This is a genomic window from Garicola koreensis (assembly GCF_014195445.1).
GTDB lineage: Bacteria > Actinomycetota > Actinomycetes > Actinomycetales > Micrococcaceae > Nesterenkonia > Nesterenkonia koreensis.
Map to the genome: position 1 here is coordinate 1,062,113 of NZ_JACIBT010000001.1, position 19,546 is coordinate 1,081,658.

Genomic DNA, 19,546 nt, shown 5'->3' on the forward strand with positions numbered 1-19,546 from the left:
TCAGGTTTCACGCGGTCTTGGTCAGCGGTGCCAGTGTAGACCGCTTTCGGGTGGCCTTCGCACCCCGGTTGGGGGTGGTCGCATCGATGCGCTGGCGGCGGGCGAAGTTCAGCACCACCCCGACGCCCAGCATCGCGCAGGTCAGCGCGGACCCGCCGTAGGAGATGAACGGCAGCGGCACCCCCACTACGGGGATGATTCCGGTGACCATGGCGATGTTGATGAACGCCTGGCCCACCAGCCAGGCGACGATGCCGAAGCAGACGAACTTGACGAAGCGCTCGTCGCTGGCCGCGGCAATCCGGAAGATCCCCACGACCAGCACTGCGAAGAGTCCCAGCACCAGCAGGGTGCCCAGCAGGCCCAGCTCCTCGCCGATGATGGTGAAGATGAAGTCATTCTCCACCTCGGGGATATAGGCCCACTTCTGGCGGGACTGGCCCAGCCCCACGCCCCAGAACCCGCCGGAGGCCAGGGCGTAGAGGCCCTGCTCCGTCTGGTAGCAGGGCTCCTGCGGGAGGTCACAGTTGGTGCCGAGCCACGCGTTGACCCGCATCATGCGGTAGGGCGTGATCACCATCAGCGCGGCCACGGCGGCCGCGGCGATCGCTGCGGCGATCAGGAAGTAGCGCATGGACACGCCCGCGGCGAAGAGCAGCGCACCCACCAGCACAATGATGATCACGCTGGTGCCGAGGTCTCCGCCGGCGGTCACCAGCACCAGCACCGCGAGTGCTCCGGGGGCGACGAAGGGCATCATCCAGTGGGTGAAGTGCCGGATCAGCTTTCCCTTGCGCGCCAGCACGGCCGCCCCCCAGAGGACCAGCGCGAGTTTGGCCAGCTCGGAGGGTTGGCCCTGAACCGGGCCGATGCGGATCCAGTTGGTCGAGCCTCCGGCGGTGTGGCCCAACGGCGAGAAGGCCACCAGCAGCAGCAGCACGGAGGAGAGGATCATCAGCAGCCAGCCGATGGTGCCCATCCAGCGGGTGGGCACCAGGGACATGGCGAACATCCCGATCACCCCGATGGCGGCCCAGACGGCCTGGCGGCTGGCTGTGGTGAAGGCTTGCCCGTCTGCATTGACCGAGGTGGAGGAGAGCACCATGGTCAGTCCCATCGTCGCCAGTGCGAAGGTGGCGCCGAGCACCAGCCAGTAGTTGGTGTAGGGGTTGCCGCCTTCGAAGAAGTCCCAGAGCCTGCGGATGCGCCGGGTGCGGCGCTGCGCACGCTCGGCACGCCAGGCGCGACCGGCCGAACCGTCAGAGGCGGTCTGCATCTGGTGCCTCCTTAGTCGGTGCTGAAACCTTTGCTCTGCATCAGCTGCGCGACCGCCTCGATGAACGCCTCTCCCCGGTCACCGTAGGAGTCGAACTGGTCCATGGACGCCGCCGCAGGTGCCAGCAGCACGGTCTGACCCGGTTCGGCCAGGCGTCCGGCCAGTTCCACAGCGGTCCGCATGGCTGTGCGGCCCGCAGCCGAGCGCAGAGCTTTCTCCGTCTCATCCTCCCGCAGACCGGCACCGATGACCGGCACGCCGGGCGCGTGTCGCTCAAGGCTGGAGCGCAGCTGGGAAGAGTCTGTACCGATGAGGATCACCTGCCGCAGCCGGTGGCCCACCCGCTGAACCAGCGGGGCATAGTCAATGCCCTTGGGCAGGCCCCCGGCGATCCAGACCACATCGGTGAAGCTCTCCAGTGCGGCCGCGGCGGCATGGGGGTTGGTGGCCTTGGTGTCATTGACCCACAGCACGTCCTCGGCCTTGGCCACCGGTTGGATGCGGTGCTCTGTGAGCTGATAGTCCCGCATGGCCTGCTGAACGGCCGCCGGCGGGACCCCGACGCTGCGCGCCAATGCGGCCGCGGCCAGCGTGTTGGCCACCATGTGCTGAGGCGCCAGCTCGGCAAAGTCGGACCGGGTGCCCAGTTCAAGGGCCTGGTGGCGCCGGTCCTCGAGGAAGGCGCGGTCCACCAGGATGTCCTCCACCATCCCCAGCATCGAGACGTCGGGGGTGTCGGTGGTGAATCCCACGGCACGGCAGCCTTCGACGACGTCGGCGGCTGCGACCATCGCTTCGGTGACCGGGTCCTGAGCGTTGTAGATGCAGGCGGTCACCGTGCCCTCATAGATGCGGGCCTTGGCCGCGGCATAGCCGGGGTAGCCGCCGTGCCAGTCCACGTGGTCCTCGGCGATGTTCAGCACCGCCGAGGCCGTGGCGCTCAGCGCTTCGGTGTAGTGCAGCTGAAAGCTGGAGAGCTCAACGGCGAGCACTTCATAGCCGATCGGGTCACGGATCGCGTCCAGGATCGGCACCCCGATGTTGCCGCAGGCCACCGCGCGCTTTCCGGCGGCGATCAGCATCGCCTCCAGCAGTTGGACCGTGGTGGTCTTGCCGTTGGTGCCGGTCACGGTCAGCCACTGCGGCTGTGCGGCGCCGGGCCGTGCCCCCAGCCGGTGGGCGAGCTGGACGTCTGACCAGACGGGGATGCCGGCGTGGGCAGCTGCGCTGATCAGCGGCGAATCGGGCCGCCACCCCGGGGAGGTGAGGATCAGGTCGGGGTCGGCGTCGGCGATCTGCGGCAGTGTGCTCACCGCCTGGGGGCCGAAGCGGATATCGCTGACACCTACGATGCGCAGGGTCTCGGCATCCCGCTGCTTCTTCTCCGTAGCCTCGGCGTCGACCACCACCACCTCCGCGCCCAGCTCGGCGAGGGTGTCGGCTGCGGAGAAGCCGGTGACGCCCAGGCCGGTGACGGCCACACGCAGTCCCGTCCAGGGGCCGTCCCAGCCGCGCAGCTGATCGAGTGCGGCCGCTGCGGCGTCGTCGTGCTCAGCCATCACCGCGTCAGCACCCATTCGCCGTAGAAGACGGCCAGGCCCAGGCCCACCGCCAGTGCGCCGATGATCCAGAACCGCACCACCACGGTGACCTCGTCCCATCCCTTCAGCTCGAAGTGGTGCTGCAGCGGGGCCATGAGGAACACCCGCTTGCCGCCGCTGACTTTGAAGTAGAGGACCTGGATGATCACCGAGAGGGTGATCAGCACGAAGAGGCCGCCCAGGATGATGAACAGCAGCTGGGTGTGGGTCAGGATCGCGAAGCCGGCCAGCGCACCGCCCAGTGCCAGCGAGCCGGTGTCGCCCATGAAGATCTTCGCCGGGGCGGTGTTCCACCAGAGGAATCCGATCAGCGCGCCGGTGACGATCGCCGACACAGTGGCCATATCCATAGGGTCACGCACCGTGTAGCAGACCGAGTCCACCGACCGCAGCCCGCCGCAGGATTGGTTGTACTGCCAGATGGAGATCACCGTGTAGGCGGCGGTGACCATGGCGGTCGCTGCGGTCGCGAGCCCGTCGAGACCGTCGGTGAGGTTGACCGCGTTGGTGGCGGCGGTGTTGATCAGATTGGCCCAGATGACGAAGAGGATGGCGCCGATCACCGGGCCGAGGACGGCGAAGTCCAGCACCGTCTCGCGGACGAACGAAATGGCGGTGGATGCCGGGGTCTGACCCTGGGAGTTCGGGAACTGCAGGGCCAGCACGGCGAAGAGCACTCCCACCGAGCCCTGCCCGAGGATCTTCGCCCAGGCAGAGAGCCCCAGGGACTGCTTCTTGGTGATCTTGGCGGCGTCGTCGAAGAATCCCACCAGGCCCATCCCCACCATCAGCAGCAGCAGCAGCAGCCCGGAGGCGGTGGGCCCGCGGGCGGCATCGGTGCTCAGCACCAGAAGCAGGTGGGTGGCCCCATAGGCCAGCAGCACCGCCAGAATGATGACCGCACCGCCCATCGTGGGAGTGCCGCGCTTGACGTGGTGGGTGGTGGGCCCGTCGTCGCGGACGAACTGGCCGTAGCCGCGCTTGACGAGGAACCGGATGAACAGGGGGGTGCCGCCCAGGGTGAGGACCAGCCCGAGGAGGGCACCGATGACGACGGCGATCACTCGATTCCTTCCTGTGCGGCGATGTGGTCTCCGAGAAGTCTAAGCCCCGCGCCGTTGGATGATTTGAACAGCACGACGTCGCCGCCCCGCAGTGCGGTGCGCAGCCAGTCCTGCGCCTGCTCAACAGTCTCCACCCATTGGACCTCGCTGCCCCAGGAGCCTTCTGCCACCGCCCCGCGGTAGAGCGGGTAGGCGTCGTGGCCGATGACCAGGGTCAGGCCGATGTTGAGCCGCACCACGGTCTCGCCGATCCGGTGGTGGGCCATCGTGGAGTCGGCACCGAGTTCGAGCATCGCCCCGAGCACCGCCACGCTGCGCCGCCCGGATTCGCGGGTGAGGATGGCCAGGGTGCGCAGGGCCTCCCGCATCGACTCGGGGCTGGCGTTGTAGGCATCGTTGATGACGGTGACCCCGTCGGCCCGCTCGGTGCGCTCCATGCGCCAGCGGCTGGTGGGCCCCAGCCCCTGCAGCCGGTCTGCGATATCGCTGACGGCCACCCCGGCCCGCCAGGCGGCGGCGGCTGCGGCCAGCAGGTTGGTGATGTGGTGGGCGCCGGTGAGTCCGCTTCTGATGCGGTGCTCATCACGGCCGATGCGCAGGGTGAAGACCGGGTGCCCGTCCTCGTCGAGCTGCAGATCGGCGGCAGCCACCTGGGGCGATTCGCCCTGGCCGAATCGGGTCACCGGTGCGGCCGCACGGCTGGCCATCGCTGAGACGCGGGGATCGTCAGCGTTGAGGATCACGTGCCCGCCGGCCGGGACCGCTTCGGCCAGTTCGCCCTTGGTCTGGGCGATGGACTGTTGGTCGCCGAAATTGGCTGCGTGCGAGGAGCCCACCATCAGCACGGTCCCAATATCGGGTCTGACCATGTCGCAGAGCTGGCGGATGTTGCCGGGGGCGTCGGCGCCCATTTCCACGATCAGGTAGCGGGTGTCCAGTGCGGCGCCGAAGATGGTCAGCGGCACTCCGACCTCCCCGTTGTAGGAGCCCTGCGGTGCGGTGGTGGCGCCTTCGGGGCTCAGCAGGGCGGCGAGCAGGTCCTTGGTGGTGGTCTTTCCGGCGGAGCCGGTGATGCCCAGCACTGTGGTCGGTGAGTGCGCGCGGATGCGGGTGACGATCTCGGCGGCCAGGGCACCCATAGCGGTGACGACGTCGTCGACGATCACGGCCGGATCCGGCGTCCCGGAGGCATCGGTGGTGGCCCGCTGCGCGAGCACCAGCACGGCCCCGGCGCTGCGGGCGGCGTCGATGAACCGGTGCCCGTCGGTGTGCTCTCCGGGTTTGGCGATGAACATCGAACCGGCGACGGCGCTGCGAGAGTCGGTGTCGGCGTCGGTGACGGTGATGCTGTGCGGGTCGGCGATCCCGCGCAGCTCTCCGGATACCGCCTCGGCGATCTCAGCGGCGGTCAGTGCGATCATGTGCTGTCTCCCTTCTGCAGCACGGTGAAGCCCTGCGCGCGCAGAGCGTGAGCCAGCTCAGTGCGGTCATCGATCTCGACCCGCTCACCGGCGAAGTCCTGGTGGTCCTCGTGGCCGCGGCCGGCCAGCAGCACTGTGTCGTCCTCACCGGCCAGAGCCGCTGCGGCAGCAATGGCGTCGCCGCGCGGTGCGATCTCCTGCAGCTGGGTGCTTAGCCCCCCGGTGGCCTGGGCGTCCCGGGCCCCGGCCATGAGCGAAGCCCGAATCTCGGCGGGATCCTCGCCGTGCGGGTCGTCGTCGCTGATGATGACGTGATCGGCCATCCGCACTGCGATCGCCCCCATAGTGGGGCGTTTGGTGACGTCTCGTTCCCCAGCTGCGCCGATCACCAGAATCAGTCTGCCCCGGCCCTGCTCGACCAGCGGGCGGCGCACGGCATCCAGGGTGCGGATCATCGCATCCGGGTTGTGCGCGAAGTCCACAATGGCCGCCGGTCGGGTGGCGATGACCTCCATGCGGCCGGGCACCGGCACGTGGAAGGGCCGATCCTGCTGCAGGGCGGCAACGACGTCGGCACGGCTGAACTCCTGGGGGCGTGTGGGATCCGAGGCGGCTTCGAGCACCATGACTGCCGCCAGCGCAGCGTTGGAGACGTTGAAGTCCCCGGGAAGCGCCGTGGAGGTGCGGATGCGCTCTGCCGACTCGCGGTGGGTGAGGGTGAAGGCGCTTCCCAGACCCTCGGGCACCACATCAGAGACTTCCCAGTGGGCCTGTGCCGGCGGCCCCGCGGTGGCGAGGGTGACCACGTGACCGGTGGCCTCGGCGGCCATGCGGTGGCCCCAGGAGTCGTCCACCGTGATCACCGAGATGCGGGTGCGCGCGCGGCGGAAGAGCTCTGCCTTGGCTGCGAAGTACCCTTCCATGGAGCCGTGCAGGTCCAGATGGTCCTGGGTGAGGTTGGTGAAGCCCGCGACGTCGAAGTAGAGCCCGGATATCCGCTGGTAGCTGATGGCGTGGCTGGAGACCTCCATGGCGGCTGCGGCCACATTCTGGGCGCGGAATCGGTGCATCAGCGCATGCAGCTGGACCGCCTCCGGGGTGGTCATCTCCGAGGCGATGCGCTCTGCGCCGGCGGCGATTTCGATGGTGCCGATCAGGCCGGTGCTGCGCTTGGCCGCCGCCAGCAGCGTGGTGAGCAGTCCGCGCAGGAAGTAGGTGGTGGTGGTCTTGCCGTTGGTGCCGGTGACCCCGAACAGGGCCGGGTCGGACACGGCAGTGGTGCCGTAGACCGCAGCTGCGGCCGGGCCGGCGGCATCGCGGACGGCTGCCACTTCGATCACCGGCAGCCGGTAGCCCGCCGCCTCCCGGACTTTGGGCACACCGGCGGCGTCGGTGAGCACTGCGGCAGCGCCGCGGGCCATGACGTCGGCGATGAAGTCTGCACCGTGGGCGCGGGCCCCGCTGACGGCGACGTAGAGGTCGCCGGCCTGAACGTCGCTGGGGCGCATCGCCGCGCCGGTCACCCTGGCCCGTTCAGCGTAGCCGGCCACCGGAGTCAGGATGGGGCTGTGCCCTGCGGCGCGCAGCTGCTCAGTGAGGGCGCCGACATCTGCCCCAGTCACCACGGATAGTCCTGCCGCTCGCCCACGAAACCATCATAGGCCTCCGACTCGGATCCGGAGGGCGGCACGTCGTAGCTGGCCAGAGTGTGGGACATGATCTCGGAGAACGCGTCGGCCAGCTCCCAGTCCCCGAAGCTGCCGGAGGGACGGTGAACAGTGACGGAGACGACGAACTGCGGGTCATCCAGCGGGGCGACGCCGGTGAAGTTGACGGTGTAGCCGTCGAATCCTCCGTTGTCCCCGGCCGCTTCGGCGGTGCTGGTCTTTCCGCCCACCCGGTAGCCGTCGATCGCAGCGCCCTGGCCGCTTCCGTAGTCGACGACGCCTTCCATCAGTTTGAGCATCTCTTCTGAGGTGGACTCGGAGAAGATCCGCTCCTGCTGGGACTCTACGGGATGTTCGGTCCCGTCCGGGTCGACATAGGCATCAATGATCCGCAGCGGCTGCTTCACCCCGCCGTTGGCGATCATCTGGTTCATCTGCACAGTGTGCAGCACCGAGCCGGTGTAGCCCTGGCCGAACTGGGTGGTCATCGGCTGGCGGTTGTCCCACTCCTCCGGCGGGCGCAGGATGGACTTCGCCTCAGAGCCCAGGCCGATGTCCAGCGGCTGACCGTAGCCGGTCTGCCTCAGGTAGTCGTAGCGGGTCTGCTCATCCACCTGATTGCCGATCATCACCGTGCCGGTGTTGTAGGAGCGGGCATAGATGCCCGCAGCGGTCATGTCATAGTCCTCATGACTTCTGGCGTTCTGGATGGTCTGGCCGTCAGAGGTGTACTTATAGGGAACCGTGTAGCTCTCAGTGGGGCTGGTCACTCCCTCTTCCAGGGCCATGGCGAAGGTGACGGACTTGCCGCCCGAGCCCGGCTCAAAGTCCTGGGTCAGTGCCAGCGGGCGCCGGAAGAGCTCATCAGTCTCACCGGGCTCAGCCGGGTCCACCGTCTGCGAGTCGGCCATCGCCAGGATCTCACCGGTGTCCAGATCTGCGACCGTCGCATTGCCCCATTCGGCGCTGTACTCGTTGGTCTTCTGGGCCACCGCCTCCTGAGCGAACCACTGAAGGTCCTGATCGATGGTCAGTCGCACGTCCTGACCGTCGACGGCCGGCACCTCCTCGTAGGTTGCTGTGGGGATGCGCACCCCGTCGGCACCGACCTCGTAGATGCGTTCTCCCGGTTCGCCGCTCAGGTGCTCATCGGCAGCGGCTTCGATGCCTTCCAGCGGTCCGTCTGATCCGACGAATCCGAGGATCGAACCGGCCACCGGACCCGAAGGGTAGGTCCGCTCAGGTACGGGTTCGGCGTAGATTCCCGGCGCCTGAAGGTCCTTGACCTCCTGCCGCACTTCGGGGGTGACCGACCGGGAGAGCACCGCGTAGTGGGTGTCGTCATCGGTGAGCTTCCCCAGCAGCTCATCGGCGTCCTCATCCAGCACCTCGGCCAGCTCATCGGCAGTCTCTTCGACGGTCACCGGCCGCTGCAGCCCCAAGTCTTCGTCGTCGACGGTGTAGTCGCCGACGATCCTCGGGTCGGCGACGATGTCGTAGTGCTCCACGGCGGTGGCCATCACCTGGCCGTCGGCGTCGAGAATGTCGCCGCGCACACCGGGCACCTCCACCGAGGCCAACCGGGCGGAAACGGCTTCCTGGGCGTGGCCAGCAGTGTCCAGACCCTGGACGTGGAACAGCCGCCCGCTGAGCAGCACGAGCATGGCGAGCACGATCGCCAGACCGATGCGCATGCGGAAGGACAGAATCCGGTTCATGGGCCCTCCTTCGGCTGTGGCGATCAGTCCAGCGACGGCGCGTCGATGGTTCCGCCGCCGCGTGTCGGGTCAGTCCGGTCCGCCTCGCCGGACTGATTCTCATCACTGCTATTCTGCCCGGCGTCACCGGTGATCAGCGTGTGCAACGCGCCCGCACCGAGCAGTCCGCCCGGCGCCCCCTCGGCGCGCTCAGCAACATCGACAGGCGCGGTGGCGTCTGCGCCGGCCGTGCTGGGGGCTGAGACGAAGTTGGTGGGCCGCTCCTCCGAGGATGCGGCCTCGGCGCCGCTGAGGACTGCGGCGGTGTCCAACTCGAACGTCCCGGCGGAAGCGGGCATCACCATGCCCAGGGTGACTGCGGAGCTGGAGAGCGACTGCGGCGACTGAAGGACCTGGACCTGTTGGGTCAGTGACGCGTTCTCATGCACCAGGCTTTCGTGAGTGTTGTTCATCTGCACCACCTGGTACTGAGAGTTGGCGACGTGAATATTGACGATCAGCACTGCGCCCAGGGCGAGCAGCAGCAGGGCGATCACCCCGGCCATCAGCCCCCTGCGGCGTCGACGCACTGTGGGCACCGCGGTCAGCGACGGAGCCGCGAAGGATTCAGGCTCCGGTGCGCGGCCGGGACGCATCTCTGCCACAGAGAGGACGCTCATGCTGTGCTCCTTGCAGTTGGTCTGATCTTCTCAGCTGCCCGCAGCTTGGCGGAGGCGGCTCGCGGGTTCTGCGCCGTTTCGGCCTCCGTGGGGAGCTGGGCGCCCTTAACGACGACGGTGAAGCTGGGTTTGTGCTCCTGAAGCTCCACCGGAAGGCCCACCGGTGCCGACGACTGGGTCCTGGCCGCGATGGCTCGTTTGACGATGCGGTCCTCCAGGGAGTGGTAGCTGAGCACCACGACGCGACCGCCGACCTCCACCGCATCCAGGGCGGCCGGCACGGCCCGCTGAAGAACCTCCAGCTCCTGGTTCACGGCAATGCGCACTGCTTGGAAGCTGCGTTTGGCGGGGTGGCCGCCGCGGCGTTTGGCGGCTGCGGGCACCGCGGCGTCCACAATGTGGGTGAGCTGGGCGGTGGTGGTGATCGCCGAAGCCTCACGCGCCTCCACGATGCGGCGGGCAATGCGGCCGGAAAAGCGCTCCTCACCGTATTCGGAGAGGATCCGTCGCAGCTGCGCCTCTGAGATGCGCGCCAGCATATCGGCCGCAGTTTCGTCCGCGGAGTCCGCTGAGGCGTCCATGCGCATGTCCAGCGGGGCGTCGTAGGAATAGGCGAAGCCGCGCGCGGCCTCATCCAGCTGCAGGGAGGAGACGCCCAGGTCGAAGAGCACCCCGGCCAGCTTCTCCTGCGGGTCCAGTGCGCTCAGGATCTGGTCGAATTCGTCATAGACGGCGCGGACGCCGCGAAAGCGTCGGCCGTATTCGCCCAGCCGCTGCTGGGCGAGCTCCAGCGCCTGGGGATCACGGTCGACGCCGATGACGTGTGCCTGCGGTTCGGCCTGCAGCAGGGCTTCGGCGTGGCCGCCCATCCCCAGCGTGGCATCAATGACCACCGGCACAGACCCGTCGGCGGCCACGGTTCGGCAGGCTTCACTGAGCAGGGCTGTGCAGCGTTCACGCATGACCGGCACGTGCCGGTCCGCAGCTGCGCCGCCTGCCATGTGAGTCTCCTTCGGTGTGCCTGTGGCCGGACAGAAAAGGCCCTTAAGCCTGCTCCCCCACCGCTGGGGCTGCCTGACATCGGGGAAGTGAAGTCAGGACGCCCGCAGCGGTAAGGAGGCGCACTCAAGGGCCCTATGCAGTTAAGACTCGTGGCCTAGAAGAGACCGGGAATGGCTTCCTCATCGGTGGACGAGAACTCCGACTCCTTCTCCTCCAGGTACGCGTTCCAGGCTGTGGAGTCCCAGATCTCAGCGCGGTCGCCCGCACCGATCACGGTGATCTCACGGTCCAGACCGGCGTATTCCCGCAGGGTGGGCGGGATGGTGATCCTGCCCTGCTTATCCGGGGTCTCATCGGAGGCCCCGGAGAGGAACACGCGGATGTAGTCACGTGCCTGACGGGAGGTCAGCGGAGCCTGACGCATCTGCTCATGCACTGCCGCGAACTGATCAGTGCTGAACACGTAGATGCAGCGTTCCTGCCCACGAGTGAGGACCAGCCCCGCAGAGAGCTCGTCCCGGTACTTCGCAGGAAGGATCAGGCGCCCCTTATCGTCCAACCGAGGCGTGTACGTGCCGAGGAACACGGCACATCACCTCCCGTTTGGCCGATCAGGACCGCTGGTCTCCCATCGCGCTCCACTTTACTCCACTTCCCCCCACTTTCCAATCAGAAATGGTCGCAGGTCTCCACTGAATCAGTTTCAGGACGCGAACGTATCCACCGAACCGCCGCTGACCTGGAGTTTTTAGGACTCAGTTCCGGTGGAGGCAGGTGGGGGCGCAGTGGAGGAGAAAATGGAGAAGGCGAACAGATCGCCGCGTTTCAGCGCCGTTGAGCGGTGCTGTGGGGCGCTGGTGGTCCGGTTCTGCGCTGCCGGGAGCAGAGTGGAGGGCACAAAAAACCCCCGCCGAAGCGGGGGTTCAGGTTCTCAGCTGGTCGAAGGACTCAGCTGTTCGACGCAGCGTGCGGGTGCCGTCTGGCTCAGGGCTGCTGGCGGCGCTGCTCCCACTTCTCCTCCATGCTGGACATGAAGGAGCCTCCGGAGGGGCTGGGTGCTGAGGATCGGGGCCCGGAGCCTCCGGATCCTCCGGAGCCGCCGTTGCCGGGGCCTCCCCCGCCGGTGGAGTCACCGGCACCGCCGGTGGTGGCGAAGTAGACGCCCAGGCCCATGACCAGGAAGCCCACAATGCCGACTGGGATCCACTGCTGATAGATTCCGAAGACCAGGACGCCGATTCCCACGACGACGACCAGCAGCCCAAGCACGAGGTTGCGGACGTTGAATTTGCCCACAGGAGCTTCCCGCAAGGAACTGGCGAAACCGGGATCCTCCGACTGGAGCTGATCCTCAAGTTCCTTGAGCATGCGCTGCTCGCGCTCCGACAGTGGCATCGTGACGCTCCTCGGTACTGGTCAACGTGGTCTTCTCTGGGTTAACAGTCTATCTGGTGAGCTCTCATATGGCATAGTCAGCGTGATCAGCTGTGACGAAGTTGTCATAATTTCGCTCTCAGCCATCGGCCCCGGCAGAGCCCTCCGGGGATGCCGGAGGGCGTTTCAGCAGTGACGCGGGCCCTGCCGAGACCGTGGGGAAGCGCCCCGCCACCGCGTCCAGTGCCCGCTCAGCGGCCAGCCGTTCCTCCTGGTGGGCGTCCTCGCCCGCATCGGTGAGGCTCAGCTGCAGCGCACCGTCGTCGGTGCTCAGCCGCTCAGCCCGAACCCCGATCAGCCGCACCGCCTGGGGCCGCTCCCCCAGCGCGTGCAGCAGAGCGGCGGCGTGCTGATGCAGCTGGGAGCCGGACTGGGTGGGATGGGCCAGAGTCGCCGACCGGCTCAGCGTGCTGAAGTCGCTCCAGCGCAGCTTGAGGCTCACCCCTGATGCGCCCAGTCCGGCCGCACGCAGCCGGGCGGCCACCCGGTGGCTGAGCCGCAGCAGTTCGGTGCTGAGCTGCTGCGTGGAGCTGATGTCGACGGCGAAGGTGTCCTCCGCCCCGATGCTCTTCTCCGCGCGCACCGGCTCCACCTGCCGCGGGTCGTGGCCCCAGGCAAGGTCGTGCAGATGCTCACCGCTGACCCCGAAGCGTCGGCGCAGCGTTTCTCGCGGTGTGGCCGCCAGCTGGTCCACTGTGCGCAGCCCCATCCGGTGCAGCGCCTCGGCGGTCTTTCCGCCCACCCCCCACAGCGCGGTGACCGGCAGGCTGTGCAGAAAGCGCAGCCGCTCCTCCGGGGGCACCAGGAACATCCCGTCGGGCTTGGCATGCGTGGAGGCGATCTTGGCGATGAACTTGCGGTCTGCGATGCCCACGCTGACCGGCAGGCTGAACTGTGCACGGATGTCGCGGCGAATCATCGCCGCCATCTGTGCGGCGGTGCCCAGGCGGCGCACGGCCCCGGTGAGGTCGAGGAAGGCCTCGTCCACGCTGAGCTGCTCCTTACGCTCAGTGAGCGTGTCAAAGTACGCCATGATGCCCGCAGAGAGCTCTCGGTAGCGGCTCATCTGCGGCGGCAGCACGGTGGAGTCGGGGCTGAGCCTCATCGCCCGGCTCAGCGGCATGGCCGAATGCACTCCGTCTGCTCGTGCTGGGTAGGAGGCGGAGAGCACCACAGAGCGTCCCTCACCGGCGACAATGACCTTCTGCCCATGCAGCTGGGGCTTGTCCAGCAGCTCAGCCTCCACATAGAAGGCATCCATATCCGCGTGCGCGATGATGGGAGCCCTGGCCATACCGTCTAGGATAGGCCCGTGAGCGGACAGGACTTTGTACAACGCGTCAATGACCGCTGTGCGGCGTTCCTGGAGGCCAAGCGGGATCAGGTCCGTGCGGTCTCCGCGGAGGCGGATGAGCTGGTGAGCTCCCTGACTGCGCTGACCGCTGGGGGCAAGAAGCTGCGGCCCGTGCTGGCCCGGATCGGCTGGCGAGCCTCCGGTGCCGCCGACGAGGAGGCTGCCGTGGAGCATTTGGGGGTGGCCCTGGAGCTCTTCCAGGCAGCGGCGCTGATCCACGACGACGTCATCGACCGCTCCGCGACGCGACGCGGCCAGCCCAGCACCCACCGCCGGTTTGCCTCGCTGCACACGCAGCACAGCTTCGCCGGCGACGCCGAGCACTTCGGCACGGCCGGCGCCATCCTGACCGGCGATCTGGCCCTGTCCTGGGCGGCAGAGGCCTTCGATCAGGCTGAGCAGGCCGCCGCAGCTCCCAGCCGCAGCGGCCGTGAGACGTTCCGGACGATGCACACTGAAGTCATCACCGGCCAGTACCTCGACGTCCTCTCCGAAGTCGCCGCAGCCCCGGCCGATGAGGCGACGGCCGTCGCCCGCGCCAGGGCAGTGCTGACCTATAAGTCGGCCAAGTACTCCACGCAGTATCCGGTGGCACTGGGATGTTCGCTCACCGGCGGGCACCCGGATCTGCAGCAGGCCCTGGCCCGGGCCGCACTGCCGGTGGGAGTGGCCTTCCAGCTGCGAGATGACCTCCTAGGCGTCTTCGGCGACCCGCAGATCACCGGCAAGCCGGTCGGCGACGATCTGCGCGAGGGCAAGCGCACCGAACTGGTCACCTACGGCCTCTTCCGCTCCCCCAGTCCCGCCTCGGAGAAGCTGGCCTCCATGCTGGGCCGTGAGGACCTCAGCGAGGACGACGTCGACGCCGCCCGCGAGATTCTGCTCTCCTGCGGGGCGGTCGCCGCCGTCGAGGCCGAGATCGACGCCCTGGTCCGCGCCAGTGTGGACGCTGAAGGTCCCCTGCGCCAGCTCGGAGTGGGTCAGCCGGTGCTGGAAGACTTCGCTGAGGTGCGGCAGCGCCTGGTGGCTCGCACGTCCTGAGGGTGGCAAGCTGCAGCCTTCGATACCCTGGAGACTATGAGCACCCCGGAAAGCTGGATCGGCTCCACGATCGATCAGCGCTACGCCATTGACAAGCGTGTCGCCCGCGGCGGCATGTCCACGGTGTACTTGGCGCGTGACCAGCGCCTGCACCGTGATGTGGCCATCAAAGTGCTGTTCCCGCATATGGCCGAGGATCGCAAGGTGGTTCAGCGCTTCGAGCAGGAGGCCCGGAACTCCGCGCTCATCGCCCACCCGAACGTGGTGCAGGTGCTCGACCAGGGTCAGACCCGTGAGACCGCCTATATGGTCATGGAGTACGTGCCCGGGGCCACGCTGCGCACGCTGCTGAAGCGTGGCCCGATGACGCCGCGGCTCACGCTGGCCTATGCCCACGCCGTGCTCTCCGGTCTCAGCGCAGCCCACCGCGCCGGCTTGGTGCACCGCGACATCAAACCGGAGAATGTGCTGGTCTCCCCGGAGGGCCGGATCAAACTGGCCGACTTCGGACTGGCCCGGGCGGCCACCCACCATTCGGGGACCTCCACTCTGATGGGGACGGTCGCCTACATCTCCCCTGAGCTGCTCTCCGGCGAAGGCGCGGACGAGCGCGCCGACATCTACGCCGTGGGCATCCTGCTCTACGAAATGCTCACCGGCGTGCAGCCCTACACCGGAGACTCCCCGGTGCGGGTCGCCTTCCAGCATGTGAACTCCACGGTGCCCAGTCCCTCGTCGTATGTGCCCGGGCTGGCCCCGGCGCTGGATGAGCTGGTGCGCGAGGCCACGCGGATCGACCCCGACGACCGTCCAAAGAACGCCGATGCGCTGCTGGAGATGCTCAGCGAGGTGCGGGCACAGCTCACCGAGGAGGAGCTGGACTTCGACGGTGCGGCGGCGAAGCACCGGCGGCACCAGCAGTCGGAGACCGAGCACAGCACCGCCGCCACAGCCACGTCGGTGATGCCCGAGGCGCCGACGGAGGCAGAGGCCGACCAGGCTGTTGAGCCTGCCGCAACGGATGAGGATGCGACCCTCGCCCTGGGTGAGGACTTCCCCACCGCCGACGACGGCCCGCCTCAGGAGGCCGCCACCGCTGCCCTGCATCAGGCTGCAAGCTCTCCCCCTCCCCCGCCGCAGCAGGCGGGAGCCGACGCATCGGCGCAGCGGTGGGCCTCCCTGGCCGAGGAGGACCGGCAGACGGTGGCCGAAGTGCCGCTGCCGAGCAGACTGAGCGTCGAGGATGCGCAGACGGCGTCTCAGCCGGCCGCTGCCCCGGCCCGGCGCAGCTACGACCCGGGGGCCGACCGGAAGAAGCGTCAGCGCCCCATAGAAGAGCTGCGCAGCCCCACCCCGGCACGGCGGGGAATCGCGGTGGCAGTGGCCATGATCACCGTGGCCGTGGTGATGCTGGTCGCCTATCAGCTGGGCATCAGCAACTCCATCATCCCGCCGTTGGGCGGAAGCACCCCGTAGCGCCGGCTCGCTGCGGCTACTTCACCTGAGTCAGCGCCTCGGCGACCAGGAACGCCATCTCCAGGGACTGCTTGTGGTTCAGCCGCGGATCGACCAGGGACTCGTAGCGGGCGTCGAAGGCGGACTCGTCAATCACATCGGAGCCGCCCAGGCACTCTGCGACGTCGTCGCCGGTCATCTCCACGTGCAGGCCGCCCGGGTAGGTGCCGGCAGCACGGTGGACTTCGAAGAACCCGCGGACTTCATCCATGACGTCGTCGAAGCGTCGGGTCTTATAGCCGTTCTTCGCGGTGATGGTGTTGCCGTGCATCGGGTCGGTGACCCACACGACTTCGGCACCTGAATCGCGAACAGCTTCTACCAGAGGAGGCAGCTTCTCGCGGATGTTCGCCGCCCCCATGCGGGTGATGAAGGTCAGCCGGCCAGGCTCACGCGCCGGATCCAGCTTCTCGATCAGCTCCAGCACCGTCTCCGGGGACGTATTGGGGCCCAGCTTGACCCCCAGGGGGTTGCGGACGCGGCTGAGGTAGTCCACGTGGGCACCGTCGAGGTCTCGGGTGCGCTCGCCGACCCACACGAAGTGCCCGCTGGTGACGTAGGGCTCGCCGGTGCGCGAATCGATGCGGGTCAGGGCCCGTTCGTAGTCCAGCAGAAGCGCCTCGTGAGCGGCGTAGAACTCGGTGCGCTTCAGCCCGTCGAACTCCACTCCGCAGGCATCCATGAATCGCACGGCACGGTCGATCTCTCCGGCGATCTGTTCGTACCTGGCATGTGCCGGGTTCTCCATGAAGCCCTTGTTCCACTGCTGGACGGCCCGCAGGTCTGCGAAGCCGCCCTCGGTGAAGGCGCGCACCAGGTTCAGCGTCGAGGCTGACTTGTGGTAGGCGGTCACCATGCGCTTGGGGTCGGGGATGCGCGACTGCTCGGTGAAGTCGAACCCGTTGACGATCTCACCGCGGAAGCTGGGCAGGGTCACGTCCCCGCGGGTCTCCATATCGGAGCTGCGCGGCTTGGCGTACTGGCCGGCCATCCGCCCCATCTTCACCACCGGCAGCGAGGCGCCGTAGGTGAGCACCACGGCCATCTGCAGGATCGTCTTGACCCGGGCGCTGATCTTATCGGCGGTGACCCCGTCGAAGGTTTCGGCGCAGTCGCCGCCCTGCAGCAGGAAGGCTTCGCCCTTGGCCACGCTGGCCAGGCGGTCCTTGAGCTTGTCCACCTCGCCGGCGAAGACCAGCGGCGGGTTGGAGGAGAGCTCCTCATAGGCGTCGTCGAAGTCTGGGTGACCGTGCCAGTCCGGCTGCTGCTTCAGGGGCAGCTGCCGCCACGCGTCGAGCCCCGGATAGTCTGCGGCACCGGTCTGCAGGATCTCTCCGGGTGCTGTCAGCGGGGTCTCGAGGCGGTTCTCATCTGCGATAGTCACCCCCACAGCCTAAAGCTGAGGCTGACCGGTCACCTAATAAGGGGACAGAGGTTCCACATCATGAGAGGAATTCGGGTCCCTCAGGACTGGTCGGCGCGAGCCTGGGCAGCATCAGCGTAGAGCTGCTCGACGACCTCGCCGTAGTCCTTCATCACATCAGCCCGGCGGATCTTCAGCGACTGAGTCAGGTGACCGGAGTCGATGGTGAAGTCCTCCTCCAGCAGGCGGAACTCACGGATCGACTCAGCGCGCGAGACTGACTCATTGGCCGTGTCGATCACCGACTGGATGTGGCTGATGATCTCCGGATGCTCGACCAGCTCCTTCATCGGCGTGTCCGCGGCGATGCCCTTGCGCCCCAACCACACCGGCAGCGTCTCAGGGTCCAGGGTGACCAGGGCGGCCACGAAGGGTTTGCCGTCGCCGACCACGACCACCTGGGAGACGATCGCATCGGAGCGGATCTGATCCTCCAGCAGCCCGGGGACCACGTTCTTGCCGGCGGCGGTGACCAGGATCTCCTTCTTGCGCCCGGTGATGGTGAGGAAGCCCTCGTCGTCCAAGGAGCCGACGTCGCCGGTGCGGTACCAACCGTCCTCGGTGAAGTCCTGCTCGGTCAGGTCCGGCCGGTTGCGGTAGCCGTCGAAGACGCAGACGCCTTTGCCGAGGATCTCACCGTTCTCGGCGATCTTCACCGCGTTGCCCGGAAGCGGCCGGCCCACAGCCCCGATCTTCGCATTGTCAGGGGTGTTGACGGTCAGCGGAGCTGTGGTCTCGGTGAGGCCGTAGCCTTCCATGACCAGCACCCCGATGCCGTTGAAGAAGTGGCCCAGATGAGCTCCCAGGGCCGAGCCTCCGGAGACGGCGTGGGTGACGTTGCCGCCCATCCGCGCCCGCAGCTTGGAGTAGACCAGCTTGTCGAACACCGCATGCTTAAGCCGCAGGCTGAAGGGAACCCTTCCGGCCTGCTGGGCCTTGGACCAGGCCACGGCGGTGTCGGCCGCCTTCTGGAAAATACCGCCCTTGCCGTCGCCTTCGGCCTTCATCATTGCCGCGTTGTAGATCTTTTCGAAGACCCGCGGAACGGCCAATAGGAAGCTGGGCCTGAAGGTGCCCAGATCGTCCACCAGGTCCTTGATGTCTGAGGTGTGGCCGACCTTGGCGCCGGCTGCCACGCTGACCACCGAGATGAACCGGGCGAAGACGTGGGCCAGCGGGATGAACAGCACCGTGGAGGCATCCCGGTGAACGACCGACTTCAGTGAAGCAATCGCGTTGAGGCTCAGCTCCACAAAGTTGCTGTGGGTCAGCTCGCAGCCCTTGGGGCGGCCGGTGGTGCCGGAGGTGTAGATGATGGTGGCCACGTCCTTCAGCTGGGCGTGGCTGCGGCGCTGCTCCAGGGCGGCGTCGTCGACCTCGGCTCCCTCGGCCCGCAGCTGGTCGAGGTCCTCGCCTTCGATCTGCAGCAGCTGTTCGACGACGTCGAGCTTCTCCTGGGCCACGGCCCGGTCCACCGCTTTGACGTGCGACTCCTTCTCGGCGAAGACCACCTTCACCTGGGAGTCTTCGATGATCCAGGCGATCTGGGAGGGTGAGGACGTTTCGTAGATCGGCACAGTGATCGCTCCGGCGTACCAGATGGCAAAGTCCAGCAGCGTCCACTCATACCGGGTGGCGGCCATGATGGAGACCCGGTCGCCGACCTCGACGCCCTTGGCGATCATGCCTTTGGCCAGCGCCGCCACGTCCTCGCGGAACTCGGAGGCGGAGACATCAGTCCAGGTGCCTGGGCTCAGCTGGCGGCCGAAGAGTGCGTTGTCCGGCGCCTCGGCGACCTGCTTCTCCAGCAGATCAGTGGAGTTGAGCTCAGGCTCAACGTTGACGGCGGCGGGCACTGCGTATTCGTTCACAGGTCCATCTCCTCCTCGGTCGTCGGCGTGGTGGTGAGGTTCACACTAATCAGCGCTGGTTTTGTTGTCTACTGGGCAGTAATCAGGGGCTCAGACTTGTGCACCATCACCCCTGCTGCTGCGCTTGGAGGGCATCTGCATGAAGAGGATCGCGATCCCCAGCACGATGACGCCGATGAGCGCGATCGTGGTCCACCCGGGGAAGGACACCGGCAAGAACGGGAACACCACGAGCGCGGCGATGCCCAGCAGCATCAGAGCCGCGCCGATCACCACGCCGGGCTTGGCCCCGGCCACCGGGTTCTTCGGGTCCGGCTGGCGAAAGTCGTCCTCCTCCGCGGAGACGCTGTAGTCGCGCGGACCCCGTTGGCCCAGGTTCTTCGGAACGGGCCGGCCCGGCTGCGGCTGGGCCGTTCTGCGCCGGTAGAAGTTTCCGTTGTCGCCTCGTGTGCTCATACCCTAAGACTACCGGGCGCTGCCGCGGACGTCATCGCAGAATT

16 protein-coding genes are annotated in these 19,546 nt (G+C 67.5%); 2 read left to right on the forward strand and 14 right to left on the reverse strand.

The genetic code is table 11. The features are described from left to right. Positions 1–7 precede the first annotated feature (7 nt). The 11 genes from ftsW to dinB form a co-directional block, all read right to left on the reverse strand. Complete coding sequence (gene ftsW / locus FHX47_RS05005; protein ID WP_183357717.1) at positions 8–1,276, reverse strand: putative lipid II flippase FtsW; 1,269 nt, start codon at positions 1,274–1,276, stop codon at positions 8–10. A gap of 11 nt (positions 1,277–1,287) precedes the next feature. After that, positions 1,288–2,853, reverse strand: coding sequence for a UDP-N-acetylmuramoyl-L-alanine--D-glutamate ligase (murD, locus tag FHX47_RS05010; protein WP_246327914.1), 1,566 nt, complete (start codon positions 2,851–2,853; stop codon positions 1,288–1,290). Continuing rightward, the gene (gene mraY, locus FHX47_RS05015; protein WP_183357718.1) at positions 2,835–3,941 is read right to left on the reverse strand and encodes a phospho-N-acetylmuramoyl-pentapeptide-transferase; all 1,107 of its coding nucleotides are present in this window, start codon (positions 3,939–3,941) and stop codon (positions 2,835–2,837) included. The genes murD and mraY overlap by 19 nt, the downstream gene beginning before the upstream one ends. Further along, positions 3,938–5,362 carry a UDP-N-acetylmuramoyl-tripeptide--D-alanyl-D-alanine ligase gene (locus FHX47_RS05020; RefSeq protein WP_183357719.1) on the reverse strand — a complete coding sequence of 475 codons (1,425 nt, stop codon included), beginning with the start codon at positions 5,360–5,362 and terminating at the stop codon, positions 3,938–3,940. Before FHX47_RS05020 ends, mraY begins: the two co-directional genes overlap by 4 nt. Further along, a complete protein-coding gene (locus FHX47_RS05025; RefSeq protein ID WP_343064303.1) occupies positions 5,359–6,984 on the reverse strand; it encodes a Mur ligase family protein in 1,626 nt (541 codons plus the stop codon). The genes FHX47_RS05020 and FHX47_RS05025 overlap by 4 nt, the downstream gene beginning before the upstream one ends. Then, positions 6,981–8,747, reverse strand: a complete 1,767-nt coding sequence (locus tag FHX47_RS05030) for a peptidoglycan D,D-transpeptidase FtsI family protein (RefSeq protein ID WP_183357721.1) — start codon at positions 8,745–8,747, stop codon at positions 6,981–6,983. Before FHX47_RS05030 ends, FHX47_RS05025 begins: the two co-directional genes overlap by 4 nt. Before the next feature lie 23 nt (positions 8,748–8,770). Then, positions 8,771–9,406: a cell division protein FtsL gene (ftsL, locus tag FHX47_RS05035; RefSeq protein ID WP_183357722.1), complete on the reverse strand. Its 636-nt coding sequence runs from the start codon at positions 9,404–9,406 to the stop codon at positions 8,771–8,773. Further along, entirely contained in the window at positions 9,403–10,407 is a 1,005-nt protein-coding gene (gene rsmH, locus FHX47_RS05040) for a 16S rRNA (cytosine(1402)-N(4))-methyltransferase RsmH (protein ID WP_183357723.1), read from the reverse strand. The genes ftsL and rsmH overlap by 4 nt, the downstream gene beginning before the upstream one ends. A gap of 155 nt (positions 10,408–10,562) precedes the next feature. Then, entirely contained in the window at positions 10,563–10,994 is a 432-nt protein-coding gene (gene mraZ, locus FHX47_RS05045) for a division/cell wall cluster transcriptional repressor MraZ (protein ID WP_183357724.1), read from the reverse strand. Between the two features lie 398 nt (positions 10,995–11,392). Then, complete coding sequence (locus tag FHX47_RS05050; protein WP_183357725.1) at positions 11,393–11,803, reverse strand: DUF3040 domain-containing protein; 411 nt, start codon at positions 11,801–11,803, stop codon at positions 11,393–11,395. 118 nt (positions 11,804–11,921) lie between these two features. Continuing rightward, positions 11,922–13,136, reverse strand: a complete 1,215-nt coding sequence (dinB, locus tag FHX47_RS05055) for a DNA polymerase IV (RefSeq protein WP_183357726.1) — start codon at positions 13,134–13,136, stop codon at positions 11,922–11,924. A gap of 18 nt (positions 13,137–13,154) precedes the next feature. Between dinB and FHX47_RS05060 the strand changes: the two genes are divergently transcribed. Both FHX47_RS05060 and FHX47_RS05065 read left to right on the forward strand, forming a co-directional pair. Further along, positions 13,155–14,237, forward strand: coding sequence for a polyprenyl synthetase family protein (locus FHX47_RS05060; RefSeq protein ID WP_183357727.1), 1,083 nt, complete (start codon positions 13,155–13,157; stop codon positions 14,235–14,237). Between the two features lie 36 nt (positions 14,238–14,273). Next, on the forward strand, positions 14,274–15,713 hold the full coding sequence (locus FHX47_RS05065) for a protein kinase domain-containing protein (RefSeq protein ID WP_183357728.1): 1,440 nt from the start codon (positions 14,274–14,276) through the stop codon (positions 15,711–15,713). A 16-nt stretch (positions 15,714–15,729) separates the two neighbouring features. Here the strand turns inward: FHX47_RS05065 and FHX47_RS05070 are convergent, their stop codons facing one another. From FHX47_RS05070 to FHX47_RS05080, 3 genes are all read right to left on the reverse strand, one after another. Further along, positions 15,730–17,130, reverse strand: coding sequence for a class II 3-deoxy-7-phosphoheptulonate synthase (locus FHX47_RS05070; RefSeq protein ID WP_343064319.1), 1,401 nt, complete (start codon positions 17,128–17,130; stop codon positions 15,730–15,732). An 86-nt stretch (positions 17,131–17,216) separates the two neighbouring features. Further along, the gene (locus FHX47_RS05075) at positions 17,217–19,046 is read right to left on the reverse strand and encodes an AMP-binding protein (RefSeq protein WP_183357729.1); all 1,830 of its coding nucleotides are present in this window, start codon (positions 19,044–19,046) and stop codon (positions 17,217–17,219) included. A gap of 90 nt (positions 19,047–19,136) precedes the next feature. Beyond that, a complete protein-coding gene (locus FHX47_RS05080; protein WP_183357730.1) occupies positions 19,137–19,502 on the reverse strand; it encodes a hypothetical protein in 366 nt (121 codons plus the stop codon). Positions 19,503–19,546: the final 44 nt, after the last annotated feature.